Below are 12,813 nucleotides of genomic sequence, written 5' to 3' on the forward strand. Positions count from 1 at the left end.
GGAGGGATGGTGCGCGCACAGGGCGGGAAGGGTCCGGGTCGGATGTCGACGGAGGAGGCGTCCCGGCGCTGGAACGCGGTCACGGGTCCGCTGTTCCTCGCGGCGGGAGCCGTCTTCGCGGTCCTCGGGAATCCGGTCTGGCCGGTGTTCCTCGTGCTGGGGATCACGTTCCTCGGGCTGACCGCCGGCCCCGGGAAGCCGGCGCGCCGGAGCGACCCGCAGGGGCCGGATCGCGATCGGTGACGCCCGCTTCGCGACGCGGACACTCGCCGGCCGCGTCGCCGGGATAGCGTGCGTGTCATGCCCTTCACGCCGAGCCACGCCGTCGTCGCGCTCGCGTTCTCGAACGGCCGGATCCCCGCCGCGGCCGTCGCCGTCGGCGCGATGGTCCCGGACATCGGCATGTACCTCCCGGTCGCCGTCGCCCGCGAGTCCACCCACTCCCTCCTCGGCGTCGTCACCGTCGACCTGCTGCTCGGGATGCTCGGCCTCGCGCTGTGGAGCGCGGTCGTCGCTCCGGCCTGGCGCGACCTCGCACCCGCGCTGGTCCGCTCGCGCCTGCGTCCCCGGCGCTCACCGCCCCGCGGGGCAGCCGAGTGGATCCGCGTGCTCGTCTTCGCGGCCGCCGGCATCGCCATCGGAGCCGCCAGTCACGTGATGTGGGACGGCTTCACCCACCGGGGCGGCCTCTTCGTCTCGGCGATCCCGGTGCTGCAGCAGGATCTCGGACCCTTCCCCGGCTTCCGGTGGGCGCAGTACGCGAGCGGCGTGCTCGGGCTGCTCGGGCTCGGGATCGGCGCGGTGGTCTGGTACGTCGGCCGCCGTCCCCGGAAGCTCCGTTCCGACGGCCGGCAGCCGGTGCGCATCGCGGCCGCGGCCGTGGTGCTCGCGGCCGCGGTGGTGCCCGCCGGAATCGTGCTGGCGGGGGCGGGCATCGATCCGCTCGACGCCGCCTACCGGGCGCACGTGGTGCGGGCGGCGATCCTGCTCGTGGGAGGCGGTGCGGCGGCCGCGGTCGCCGTCGCAGCGGTCTGGTGGCTCACCGGCCGAGGGGTGCGCGGGGCCGTCGTCTGAGACGACGGGGGACGAGCCTGTCGTCTGAAGGGATCACGGGCATCCGTCGCGAGGAGGATGCGCAGGTGCATAGCCCACCGATAGCGTCGGACACGGCCCGTTGGGGCGGGCCGCCTTCGGGGGAAGGCACTAAGGGGAAATCGGGGGCTCGCGGCACACGCCGCGGGCCCTCTACCCGTGTGCGGGCCTGTCGCCTCAGCGCCGCTTCGAGCGCGGCCGGTTCTGTGCGGCCGGGCGCTGCGGGATGCGCGGGGCGCCCTCGCCGGCGGCACCCTGCGGGAGCGAGGACGCGGGCGGGATCGGGCGGCGGGTCACCGGGCGCACCGGCTCGCCGCGGCGCGTCTGGCCGGGGATCGGACGCGAGCGGCGCCCGTAGATCAGCTCGGACGAGTCGAGCAGCCACGGCACCAGCGCCACCGTCACTCCGTGCACCAGCAGGAGCTTCTGACGGATCCGCCGCGACTTGTGGTTGTGGAGGAACGCCTCCCACCAGTGCCCGACGATGTACTGCGGCATGTAGACCGTGGTGATCTCGGAGCCGTGCTCGAGGCGGTGGCCCTTGATGTACTTGATCAGCGGGTACGAGATGTCGCGGTAGGGCGAGGCCACGCAGCGCAGCGGCACCTCGATGTCCATCTGCGCCCAGTCGGCCTTGAGCTGCGCGGTCTGCGCGTCGTCGATGGAGGAGTGCACCGCCTCCAGCGTCTCGTGCCGCGCCGCGATGGCGTAGTCGAGCGCCTTCAGCGTGGGCTTGTTCATCCGGCCCACCAGCACGATCGCGTGGTCGCCGTTGGCGCCGAAGGTCGTGGTCGGGTCGACCTCGATCTCCTTCTCGACGTCGCGGTAGTAGCGGTAGACGCCGGCCATCAGGACTCCGAGGATCGGCATCACCAGGTAGACGAGCCAGGCGCCGTGGGTGAACTTCGTGATCGTGACGACGACGAGCACCGCGAAGGTCAGCGTCGCGCCGAACAGGTTGATGGCCAGGCTCGTGTAGACGGTGCGCGAGCCCTCGCCGCCCCGGATCATCCGCACCCAGTGCTTGACCATGCCCGACTGCCCGAGCGTGAACGAGACGAAGACGCCGATGATGTACAGCTGCACGAGGCTCGTGAGCGAGGCCTGGTAGACGAGCAGGATGACCGCGGCGACGAGCGCCAGGATGATCACGCCGTTGGAGTAGATGAGGCGGTCGCCGCGGGTGTTCAGCGACTTGGGCGCGTAGCCGTCGCGGGCCAGCACGGAGCCCAGCAGCGGGAAGCCGTTGAACGCGGTGTTCGCCGCGAGGAGCAGGACGGCGGCGGTCGCGGCCTGGATGATGAAGAACAGGATCGTGTTGTTGCCGAACGTGGCGGCGGCGACCTGCGCGATCACGGAGCGCTGCGGGGTCGTGGCGCAGTCGGCGAAGCCCACGAGGTGGCAGGCGTTCTCGGCGTAGTGCACGTTCGAGAGCAGGGCGAGGGCGGTCAGGCCGACGAACAGCACGATCGCGATCGTGCCCATCGCGACGAGGGTGCGCTGGGCGTTCTTGACCTTCGGGGCACGGAACGCGGGCACGCCGTTCGAGATCGCCTCGACGCCGGTGAGCGCCGCGCAGCCGCTGGCGAAGGAGCGCAGCAGCAGGAGGACGACGGCCGCCTGCGTGAGCTGCTCGCCCTGCACGGTGAAGCCCGCCGACTCCGCCACCGGAGTGTCGCCGAAGGCGGTGCGGACCAGGCCGACGACGACCATCACGAAGACGCTCGCGACGAAGAGGTAGGTCGGGATCGCGAAGGCGCGGCTCGACTCCGAGACGCCGCGGAGGTTCACGGCCGCCAGCAGCACCACGAAGAGGATGGCGAGCTCGACCCGCAGCGGTGCCAGCTCGGGCACCGCGGAGATGATGTTGTCGACTCCGGAGGCGACCGACACGGCCACGGTGAGCACGTAGTCCACGAGGAGGGCGGCGGCGACCGTGAGTCCCGCCGTCTCGCCCAGGTTCGTGCGGGCGACCTCGTAGTCGCCGCCGCCGGACGGGTAGGCCCGGATCAGCTGGCGGTAGCTCAGCACCACCACGACGAGGAGGACGACCACGCACGCGGCCACCCAGGGGGCGAAGGTGAGGAAGGAGAGCCCGCCGAGCAGCAGGATCATCAGCAGCTCCTGCGGCGCGTAGGCCACGGAGGAGAGCGGGTCGCTGGCGAAGATGGGGAGCGCCAGCCGCTTCTGCAGCAGCTGTCCCTCGAGCTTGTCGCTGGGGAGCGGCTCGCCGATGAAGAAGTGCTTGGCGGTGCGCAGCTCGGTCGCGTCGGCCGGTGATCCGTCCGCGGCGGACGGGGGGCCCTCGTGTGTCACGAGCGATGACACTACTCCGTACGAGGGGGCAGTCAAGACGCCCGGGAGCGGGCCGAGCGGAGGCTGATCTCGCCCTGTGACCGGGAGTTTCCCGGTGCGGCGGGGTGCGGCGGCCGACGTGCTCGCGGCCGGCGCCCCGAGCGGGGGGTCAGCGGCCGTCGCGGGTCGCGGCTCCGATCAGGCCGGTGAGGCTGTCGCGGAGCGCAGTGAGCTCCTCGAGGGGGACGTCGAGCCGCTCGACGATCTGCGGCGGCACCTGCAGGGCCTGCTCGCGCAGGGCCGCTCCGGAGGAGGTCAGCGCGACGTCGAGGCGGCGCTCGTCGTCGCTGCTCCGGGCCCGCGTGACGTGGCCGCTCGCCTCCAGGCGCTTCACGAGCGGGCTGAGAGTGGCCGGCTCGAGGCGGAGGGCGGAGCCGAGGTCGGCGAGCGAGCGGGGGCTGCGCTCCCAGAGCGCGAGCATCACGAGGTACTGCGGGTGCGTGAGCCCGAGCGGCTCGAGCACGGGGCGGTACAGCCCGATGACGGTGCGCGCCGCGACGGCGAGGGAGAAGCAGACCTGGTTCTGGAGGGCGAGCGGGTCGGTTTCCACAGCGTCATCCTCTCATCGCGCACTGATCGTTAGTACACTAAGGATATGACACGGAAGAAGACCGGCTCCCTCTACCAGCGCTTCAACGCGCGGCTGTTCCCCTGGATCGGCCCGCCGCCGCTCGGCCCGTACGACCAACCCGAGCAGGAGGCTCCGGCGGGGCAGGCGTGCCCGCTCTGCGGCCGGCCGATGTCGGAGCACGTCATCGACCGCTCCGGTACGCGCACTCAGCTGTACTGCCCGAGCGACCCCTCCTGAGCCGCACGCCCCCGTTCGGGGGTCAGGGCTTCGGGCGGCGGGGGCGGATGATGAGCGCATGTCCCGTCTGAGCCCCACCGCCGCCCGCGTCGTCCAGTACAGCCGTTTCGGCGACGCGGACGTCCTCGAGATCGCCGAGGTCGAGCGGCCGAGGCCCGGAGCGGGCGAAGTGCTCGTCGAGGTGCTCTCCGCCGGGGTGAACCACATGGAGGCGTTCATCCGGCAGGGCCAGTTCGACTCCGACCACTCCGCCGCCTTCCCGATGCGCCAGGGCACCGACTTCTCGGGCGTCGTCGTCGCCCTCGGCGAGGGCGTCACCGACATCAAGCTCCGCAGCGACGTGGTCGGCCACGCGCTCGTCGGCTCGCACGCGACCCACGTCGTGGTGCCGCGCCGCAACCTCGTCGCCAAGCCCGCCTCCGTGAGCTGGGAGGTCGGCGGCGCGCTGTTCCTCGCCGGAGTGACCGCGTGGCGCGCGCTCGAGGCCACGCACGTCGGACCGGACGACACCGTCCTCGTCTCCGCTGCGGCCGGAGGAGTGGGCAGCCTCGAGATCCAGCTGGCGAAGCTCCGCGGCGCGACCGTGATCGGCACCTGCGGCGAGCGCAACTTCGACTACCTCCGTCAGATCGGTGTGAAGCCGGTGGTCTACGGCGACGGGATCGTCGACCGCATCCGGGCCGCGGCGCCCGGCGGAGTCACGGTGTTCCTCGACAACTTCGGCGGGGAGAACGACGCCCTGGCCGCCGAGCTCGGCATCGCGGCGGGCCGCTTCCACTCCAGCGACGACCGCAAGGAGATCGAGCTGCGCGCCGTCTGGCCCGACGCCGAGACCGCCCAGCGCGACACCGAGATCCTCGGCGAGCTGGTCGGCCTCGTCGCCGACCAGAAGCTCCGGGTGCTCGTCTCGGGCTTCTACCCCTTCGACCAGGTGCAGGACGCCTTCGACGATCTCGAGAAGCGGCACTCGCGCGGCAAGATCGTGCTCGGCATGAACCCGGTGGACCCGGCGAAGGTCACCAAGGCGCGCGACATCCACGAGGCCGGCCGCTAGCTCGGGCCGTCGGCCGGAGCGGACGCCGCAGGTCGGGGCCGGGGTGCGGTTCAGGCCGCCGAGCGGGTGCCGTCGAGCGCGTCGAAGACCGCGGCGTTGAGGGCGAACGCGAGCCGGGCCTCCGCCACCATCGCGTCGAGGGCGCCCGGGGCGAGCGCCAGCTTGTCGAGCTGCGCGCGGTAGACGCGCTTGAAGTGCACGGCGTTCGGGATCCCGTCGAAGCGGAAGAACGCCAGCTGCTCGGCGGTCGCGCCGTAGTGGCGGGTCATCATCGTCGCGATCGCCTGACCGCCCGAGAGGTCGCCGAGGTAGCGCGTGTAGTGGTGGGCGACGTGCAGCAGGCCGTCGTCCTCGCCGAGCGACTCCAGTCGCGCCACGTAGCGCGCCGTCGCGTCGAGGGGGACGATCGAGGCGGGGTCGACCCCGAGAGCGGCGAGGCCGGAGCGCAGGGCCGCGACGCGGTGCACGGCGGTGTCGTGGAGCAGGGCCGGATCCTCCCGGGCGGGGCGGCGCGACTCCAGCGCCTCGTAGACGGGGAGCAGCTGTCCGAGGTAGCGCGCGAACTCGCGGAGGGAGAGCGTGCCCTGCATCAGCGCCGTGATGTAGCCGCGCGATTCGGCGTGCCTGTGCTCCTCCGAGGTGGCCTCGCGGAGTGCTGCGGCGACCCCGGGGGGCGCTGTCGAGGCGGGCGTGGAGGGGCTGTCGGTCGTCGTGGCTGCGGTCACGGTCGGCTCGTCTCGTCGGGGGCCAGGGCTCGTGGTGGGCGAGCGAGGTTAGGTTAGCATTAGCTAACTTTTCGACCAGCCCCCGCTCCGGGCGCCTCTGTGAAAGGCGACATCGTGCCGCTCCTCCACCGCCGCTCCGCAGGCCTCCCGGCCGCCGCCCTGGTCGTTCTCGGGCTGCTGGCCGGCTGCTCCTCGGCGGAGTCCGCGGTCGACGGCCCGGTCACTCCGCGCCTCGCCGACGTCGCTCCGCTCGCCGAGCCGCGCACCGCGACCGGCCCCTCCACGGCCCGGATCCAGGCGGCTCCCGTCGAGCCGATCACGTCGGGCCCGCAGGCGCTGCCCGCCTCTGTCGTCGACGCGCAGGGCACGGCCGTCACGGTGGCCGACACGTCCCGCATCCTCGCGCTGGACCTGTACGGCTCCACCTCGCGGCTCGTCTTCGAGCTCGGTCTGGGCGACTCCGTCGTCGGCCGCGATCTGTCGAGCGACTTCGCCGAGATCGCCGACCGGCCGCTGGTGACGCGCAACGGGCACGACCTCGCCGCGGAGGCGATCCTCGACCTGGCGCCGACCGTGATCATCACCGACACCAGCCTCGGCCCGTGGGACACCGTCCTGCAGATGCGGGACGCAGGCATCCCCGTCGTCGTGGTCGGCGCGGAGCGGTCGATCGCGACCATCCCCTCCCTCATCGGCGAGGTGTCGGCGGCGCTCGGCGTGCCGGAGCGCGGAGCCGAGCTCGCGGCGCGCGTGAGCGCCTCCGTCGACGAGACGATCGCGCGCATCGGCGCGGTCGCCCCGGCCGACCCGGCTCAGCGGCTGCGGATCGCGTTCCTCTACGTGCGCGGCCAGTCCGGCGTCCACTACCTCTTCGGGGAGGGCTCGGGCGCCGACGACCTCGTCCGCTCGCTGGGCGGTGTGGACGTGGCGGAGGAGATCGGCTGGCAGGGGATGCGCCCGCTCACCGACGAGGGGCTCGTCGCCGCCGCACCGGATCTCGTTCTGATGATGACCGCCGGCCTCGACTCGGTCGACGGAGTGGACGGGCTGCTCCGGCAGGTGCCCGCACTCGCCCAGACCCCGGCCGGGCAGAACCGCCGCATCGTCGACATGGCGGACACCCGCATCCTCAGCTTCGGCCCCGACACCCCGCGCACGCTCGACGCGCTGGCCGTCGCGATCTACGCTCCGGACAGCGCCCGATGACGGCCGTCGCGGAGGCGTCCGCCCCGCGCCCCGGCCGGATCCCGGTCCTCACCGGCGCCCTCGTCCTCGCGCTCGCCGTCGTCGCCGTCGTCTCCGCCGGTCTCGGGCAGCTCCCGATCCCGCCCGCGCAGATCCTCGGCTCGGTCGCCCAGCACGTGAACGACGCCCTCGGCGCTCGAGTGCTGCCGGTGCTCGAGACCCCTGCGCACGTGAACGGCGACGCGACGCTCTGGGCGATCCGCTTCCCCCGGATCGCGATGGCCGCCGTCGTCGGAGCGGCGCTCGCCGTGGGCGGGGCCGTCATGCAGGGCGTGTTCCGCAATCCGCTGGCCGAGCCCGGCGTCGTCGGAGTCTCCTCCGGAGCCGCTCTCGGCGCGGCCGCGGTGATCGTGACCGGGCTCGACGCACTGGGGCCGCTGACCGCGCCGGCCGTCGCCTTCGTCGGCGGGCTGATCGCGACCCTCCTGGTGTACCTGACGGCCCGAGCCGGCGGGCGCACCGAGGTGGTCACGCTCGTGCTCACCGGCATCGCGGTGAATGCGGTCGGAGGCGCGGGGATCGCGCTCCTCACCTTCCTCGGCACCACGCAGCAGCGCGAGCAGATCGTGTTCTGGCAGCTCGGGTCCCTCAACGGGACGCGCTGGCAGGACGTGGCGATCGTCCTGCCGATCACCGCGGCAGGCATCGCCGCGGCCGCCCTCCTCTCGCGCCGGCTCGATCTGCTGGCCCTCGGCGAGCGCCAGGCGCAGCACCTCGGGGTGCCGATCGAGCGGACCCGGATCGCGGCGATCGTGGTCGTCGCGGCGCTCACCTCCGCCGCTGTCGCCCTCTGCGGCATCATCGCGTTCGTCGGGCTGGTCGTGCCGCACCTGCTGCGCATGGTCCTCGGGCCGGCGCACCGGGCGCTGATCGGCACGAGCGCCGTGGGAGGCGCGCTGCTGCTGGTCTGCGCCGACGCGGTCGCGCGCACCGCGGTGCCCTACGCCGACCTCCCGATCGGGATGCTCACCGCGCTGGTCGGCGGTCCGTTCTTCTTCTGGCTGCTGCGCCGGGCCCGCGTGCGCTCGGGAGGCTGGGCGTGAGCGCGGAGGAGCGGCTGCGCGCCTCCGGTGCGGGCGTGGCCTACGGCCGCCGGCAGGTGCTCGACCGCATCGACCTGAGGATCGGCCGCGGCGAGTTCGTCGCGCTGGTCGGGCCGAACGGCGCCGGGAAGTCGACGCTCCTGTCGGTGCTCGCGGGGGACTCCGTGCCCGACGCCGGTGGGATCGAGCTCGACGGGCGGAGCCTCCGGAGCTACCGCGCGCCCGAGCTCGCTCTGCTGCGCTCCGTGCTGACGCAGTCGAACGAGGTCTCGTTCCCCTTCACGGTCGCCGAGGTGGTCGAAATGGGGCGGTCGCCGAGACGGGGCGCCGACGGCGCGGGTGCGGCCGTCGCGCTGGCCCTCGCGGACGCGGAGGTCTCGACGCTGCGCGACCGGCGGATGCCCGAGCTCTCGGGGGGCGAGCGGGCGCGGGTCGCGTACGCCCGGGTCCGCGCGCAGGAGTGCGACCTGGTGCTGCTCGACGAGCCGACGGCCAGTCTCGACATCCGCCATCAGGAGCGCCTGCTCGGCCAGGTCCGCTCGCACACGGAGTCGGGCGGTTCGGCGGTCGTCGTTCTGCACGATCTCGGGCTGGCCGCCGCCTACGCCGATCGCGTCGTCGTGCTCGAGGGCGGACGCGTCCGCGCCGACGGGCCGCCCGCGCGCGCCCTGACGACGGAGCTGCTGAGCGCCGTCTACCGCTTCCCGATCCGCGTCGACGCCGACGCCGACGGAGTCCTCTCGATCCGGCCGGAGCGTGCGCGGCGCACCGGCCGGTCTCCGTCCGACACCGACACCGACACCGACCCCCGCACCGCTGCGCAGACAGGAGAGATCCGATGATCCGCACGTCCCGCTCGGCCGCCGCGGCCCGCCTGACCCGTCCGGCCGCTCCGGTCCGCCTCCTCGCCGCCGTGCTGCTCGGGGCAGCGGTCGCCGCCGCCCCGCTCGCCGTCCCCGCGGCCGAGGCCGCCGGCTCCGTGACGATCACCCTTCCGGGCGGTGCGTCCGCCGCCAATCCCGCCGAGGCGACGTCGATCACCGTCGCAGGACGCGGATTCCAATCGGTCTCGGGAGGCTTCGGAGGGGTGTACGTGCTGTTCGGCTGGGTGTCGGGCGAGGGCTGGGCGCCCAGCCGCGGCGGGCAGGCCGGTGCCGACTACCGGTACGTGCCCGACTCCCAGTCGAAGGACAACGCGGGCTACGAGCGGTTCGTGGCCTTCCCGGGCGGTGAGACGGAGTCGGCGGCGAACGGCGTGCTCGCGGCCGACGGCTCCTTCTCCGTCGACCTGACGATCCCGTCGGCGCGCTTCGAGGCGACGGACCGCTCGGGGGCGCTCACGACCGTCGACTGCCTCGAGGTGCAGTGCGGCGTGATCACCCTCGGCGCGCACGGAGTGAAGAACGCGAACAACGAGTCGTTCACGCCGCTCTCGTTCGCGGCGCCGTCGGCGGGTGCGGCGGCTCCCGCTGCGGCTGATCCGAGCGCGGGAGCCCCGGGCGCGGCGGTTCCGGGCTCGGAGGAGCCGACCGCGGCCGCCGGCACCGCGCGCGTCGGCTACACCGCCTCCTCGGCGGTGGCGGGGAACGCCCTCTCCTTCACCGGTCAGGGCTTCGCCGTCTCGGAGCAGGTGGTCGCGACCCTCGACGACGGCGTGGTCGCCGTCGGCCCGCTCACCGCCGGCACCCGCGGCGAGGTCGCGGGGGTCCTCCCGCTCCCCGCCGATCTGCGCGGAGGCACTCACCTGCTGACGCTCACGGGTGCCGCCTCGGGGGCGAGCGCGCAGAGCGAGGTGACCGTCGTGGCGGCGGCCGCGCCCGGCGCGCCGAGCGCTCCGCCCGCGCAGGAGGTGCCGGTCTGGCTCTCCCTCGCGCTCGGCGCTGCTCTGCTCATCGCGGCGGGGCTGGTGCTCGCGAGTGTCGTCGCGGCGATCGTGCGTGCGGCGCGCCGGCGGCGCGTGCGGCGGGGGGCGGAGGCGCAGGGCGCGGCGCCCGGTGCGGACCCGGCTCCCGCCACCGCGACTCCGCTGCTCGGCCGCGAGACGGCGGACGTGCGATGAGGCGCCGCCTGGCGGGCCTCGCGGCCGCGGCCGTGCTAGCGCTGGGTCTCGCTCCGGCCGCCGCCGCGACGTCCACCGCGCCCGGAGGAGGGACCGAGATCGGCGTGACCGTGCCCGAGGGCGCGGCGACCGGAGTCGACGGGCGCATCGCGGACGCCGAGCTCCGCTGGGGACTCAACCGCGAGACCTCCGGCGGCGCCTTCGCCGGCGGCTGCAACTTCCTCAGCGCGGGCACCGCGGGCGACATCGGCGGCTCCCGCGTCTGGGCGGAGGCCGACGGCCTCTACTCGTCGCGGGAGGGGCCCGTCTCGATCGAGAAGGCGACGGCCGACGGAGGCTGGACCGGCGCCTCCTTCGCCACCCGGTGCACCGACCCGTCGGGCGCGGTCGTCAGCGCCGCCTCGCCCGCATCGAGCACGCAGACCCAGGTGGTCATCGGCGGCGGCGAGGGCGAGGCCTCGGCAGCGGGCCTGACCCTCCGCTGGAGCGGGTCCTTCACCGTCGCCTTCTACGGGGGCATGACCTACTGGAGCGCGAGCGACCCGGTGCTCGAGCTCGATGCGGCCGGGAACGGGCGGCTGACCGCCACCGCGAGCGGCTACGGCGCCTCCCGCGACGACGCCTCGGTCTGGCGCCCGGTCGCCGCCGCCTCTGTCGTGCTCGCCGAGGTCCGCGGCGCCCCGCTCGGGGTCGGCGGATTCAGCGTGATCCCCGAGTACCGGGGCGTCGCGAGCCAGATCGGCGGGCAGGTGCCCCGAACCGCCGAGAACGAGGCGCACTGGGGGTCGTTCCCACCGAGCTTCCTGCGCTTCCAGGAGCAGACCGGCCAGGTCGGCTACTGGCTGACCTCGGGCGGCGTCCGCGATCCGGCGAAGCCCGCCACCGCGCTCCTGGTGAACTACGACGCCTCCGCGCCCGTGGTCGTCGCGGCACCGGAGACGGGCGCGGCACCGGCGGGCTCCGCTCCCACCGGTCCCGCTCCCACCGGCGGCACGGCTGCGGCGGGGTCCGCGGGGGCGACCGCCGCGACCGCGCCGCCGTCCGCGGCGGGCGCTGCGGAGGCGGGGCTCGTCGGCGAGGCGACCACCGTCGTCCGCGACGGCGGCGGACTGGTGCCGGAGGCTGTGGAGAGCTCCTCGGCGCTCCCGCTGCTGATCGGGACGCTGGCGCTCGCCGTGCTGATCGCCGTCCTGGCGGTCCTGCACCTCACCGGGCGCCTCCCGTGGCGACGGGGTGCGGCCGGCTGAGCCGTTCGCCCCTCGGGCGATCGCCGGCGCGACTCCTCCGCCGCGCAGAACGTCGGCTGAGGCGGTCTGGCCTCCGCTGTCGGGGCAGGGCGGCCGCTCTCAGCCGACGTTCTGCGCGTGCGGTGCGACTACGCCCGGGAGGCGGCACGCGCTCGGCGCCGCCCGAGCACCACGGCGAGCACGACGAGCGCGGCGGCCCCCAGCAGGATGAGGAGGGCGGCGACCGGGACGGCAGCGAGGCCGAACTCGGCCGTGACCGCCTCCATCGCCGCGGCGCCGAAGCCCACGCTGCTGGGCTGCAGGCTCACGGCGCCCGACAGCCGGAGCAGCGCGCCGACGCCGTCGAGGCGCTCCTGCACGTCGATCTCCGAGCCCGGGAGCACCTCCGGGAGCTGCTGCTGCGCGCTCGCCGCGGCGACTCCGAACGGACCGGAGACGCTCGTGGAGGTCTGCCCGGTGATGCGGGTGTTGCCCGTGTTCACGACGGAGTAGTCGACCGTGACGAAGCCGATCGCGAGGGGGTTCCAGCTGCCGGAGAACGCGACCCGCGGCTCCGACAGCTCGACCGACGGGACGAGATCGCCCGCCACGCGCAGCTGCAGGCGCGTGCCCAGACGGCGGTCCACCTGGACCTGGGCGTCCGGGTCCTCGACGCGGAGGGACGTGACGATCCCGGCGGGGTGGTCCCCGGGGCGGGCGTCGGCCGGAACGGTCACGGTGAAGGGGACGGCCGCCTCCTGGCCCGGCGCGAGCGTCAGCGATGCGGAGTCGAGGGCGATCCAGGTGCCGGAGTCCTCGGAGGCGGTTCCCGCGGTGAGCACGTCGATCCCGCCCTCGCGGGTGGTGAACGCGTCGGCGGAGTAGAGATCGAGGACGAGCTCGGCTGCGCCGTCGTTGCGGACCGAGATCGAGTCCTCGACGACGGCTCCGGGATCGAGCGAGTAGTCGAAGTTCGCGCGCACGGCGCCGGCGTCGTCCGCGGACGGGCCGATGCTCCAGGCCGGGCCGGTCGCGGCGGCGGCGATCGTCGCGTCGGCGGCGGGCGCGACCGCGAGCACGGCTCCGACGAGGAGGGCGGTGAGGGCGAGGGGGGAGCGGGGCATGGGATCCGTCTCGGTGCAGGGAGTGGAGTGACGAGAGGGCGGCGCCGCCTCCGGAGGAGTGCGGCGCCGCCCCGAGGGGTCG

The 12,813-nt window shown here is 74.2% G+C and carries 13 protein-coding genes; 9 read left to right on the forward strand and 4 right to left on the reverse strand.

Translation table 11 applies throughout. The annotated features are described in order from the left end of the window. Nucleotides 1–6 precede the first annotated feature (6 nt). Nucleotides 7–243 (forward strand): hypothetical protein, encoded by a 237-nt coding sequence (locus GSU45_RS01355; RefSeq protein WP_159912058.1) that lies wholly within the window; start codon nt 7–9, stop codon nt 241–243. A gap of 57 nt (nt 244–300) precedes the next feature. Beyond that, nucleotides 301–1,074 (forward strand): DUF4184 family protein, encoded by a 774-nt coding sequence (locus tag GSU45_RS01360; RefSeq protein ID WP_159912060.1) that lies wholly within the window; start codon nt 301–303, stop codon nt 1,072–1,074. Between the two features lie 195 nt (nt 1,075–1,269). On the opposite strand, the gene GSU45_RS01365 is transcribed toward GSU45_RS01360, so the two are convergent. Both GSU45_RS01365 and GSU45_RS01370 read right to left on the reverse strand, forming a co-directional pair. Next, on the reverse strand, nt 1,270–3,351 hold the full coding sequence (locus GSU45_RS01365) for an APC family permease (protein WP_159916766.1): 2,082 nt from the start codon (nt 3,349–3,351) through the stop codon (nt 1,270–1,272). Nucleotides 3,352–3,556: 205 nt separating this feature from the next. After that, a complete protein-coding gene (locus tag GSU45_RS01370) occupies nt 3,557–3,997 on the reverse strand; it encodes a MarR family transcriptional regulator (RefSeq protein WP_159912062.1) in 441 nt (146 codons plus the stop codon). 45 nt (nt 3,998–4,042) lie between these two features. Here GSU45_RS01370 and GSU45_RS01375 point away from each other — a divergent pair, with 45 nt between their 5' ends. Both GSU45_RS01375 and GSU45_RS01380 read left to right on the forward strand, forming a co-directional pair. Continuing rightward, nucleotides 4,043–4,255: a hypothetical protein gene (locus GSU45_RS01375; protein WP_159912064.1), complete on the forward strand. Its 213-nt coding sequence runs from the start codon at nt 4,043–4,045 to the stop codon at nt 4,253–4,255. Between the two features lie 58 nt (nt 4,256–4,313). Then, nucleotides 4,314–5,309, forward strand: a complete 996-nt coding sequence (locus GSU45_RS01380; RefSeq protein WP_159912066.1) for an NADP-dependent oxidoreductase — start codon at nt 4,314–4,316, stop codon at nt 5,307–5,309. A gap of 50 nt (nt 5,310–5,359) precedes the next feature. On the opposite strand, the gene GSU45_RS01385 is transcribed toward GSU45_RS01380, so the two are convergent. Further along, nucleotides 5,360–6,034: a biliverdin-producing heme oxygenase gene (locus GSU45_RS01385; protein ID WP_159912068.1), complete on the reverse strand. Its 675-nt coding sequence runs from the start codon at nt 6,032–6,034 to the stop codon at nt 5,360–5,362. 114 nt (nt 6,035–6,148) lie between these two features. On the opposite strand from GSU45_RS01385, the gene GSU45_RS01390 reads away from it, so the two are divergent. Genes GSU45_RS01390 through GSU45_RS01410 form a run of 5 tightly spaced genes read left to right on the forward strand, consistent with a single transcriptional unit; the run spans nt 6,149 to nt 11,628 of the window. Then, the gene (locus tag GSU45_RS01390) at nt 6,149–7,240 is read left to right on the forward strand and encodes an ABC transporter substrate-binding protein (RefSeq protein WP_244248173.1); all 1,092 of its coding nucleotides are present in this window, start codon (nt 6,149–6,151) and stop codon (nt 7,238–7,240) included. Continuing rightward, on the forward strand, nt 7,237–8,322 hold the full coding sequence (locus GSU45_RS01395) for an iron ABC transporter permease (protein ID WP_159912072.1): 1,086 nt from the start codon (nt 7,237–7,239) through the stop codon (nt 8,320–8,322). The genes GSU45_RS01390 and GSU45_RS01395 overlap by 4 nt, the downstream gene beginning before the upstream one ends. Further along, complete coding sequence (locus GSU45_RS01400) at nt 8,319–9,164, forward strand: heme ABC transporter ATP-binding protein (RefSeq protein ID WP_159912074.1); 846 nt, start codon at nt 8,319–8,321, stop codon at nt 9,162–9,164. The genes GSU45_RS01395 and GSU45_RS01400 overlap by 4 nt, the downstream gene beginning before the upstream one ends. Further along, nucleotides 9,161–10,381, forward strand: coding sequence for a hypothetical protein (locus tag GSU45_RS01405; protein ID WP_159912076.1), 1,221 nt, complete (start codon nt 9,161–9,163; stop codon nt 10,379–10,381). The genes GSU45_RS01400 and GSU45_RS01405 overlap by 4 nt, the downstream gene beginning before the upstream one ends. Further along, entirely contained in the window at nt 10,378–11,628 is a 1,251-nt protein-coding gene (locus GSU45_RS01410) for a hypothetical protein (RefSeq protein ID WP_159912078.1), read from the forward strand. Before GSU45_RS01405 ends, GSU45_RS01410 begins: the two co-directional genes overlap by 4 nt. 128 nt (nt 11,629–11,756) lie before the next feature. Here the strand turns inward: GSU45_RS01410 and GSU45_RS01415 are convergent, their stop codons facing one another. After that, nucleotides 11,757–12,731, reverse strand: a complete 975-nt coding sequence (locus GSU45_RS01415; RefSeq protein WP_159912080.1) for a DUF916 domain-containing protein — start codon at nt 12,729–12,731, stop codon at nt 11,757–11,759. Between the last annotated feature and the right edge of the window lie 82 nt (nt 12,732–12,813).

Source organism: Rathayibacter sp. VKM Ac-2801 (assembly GCF_009834245.1).
Taxonomy (GTDB): Bacteria; Actinomycetota; Actinomycetes; order Actinomycetales; family Microbacteriaceae; genus Rathayibacter.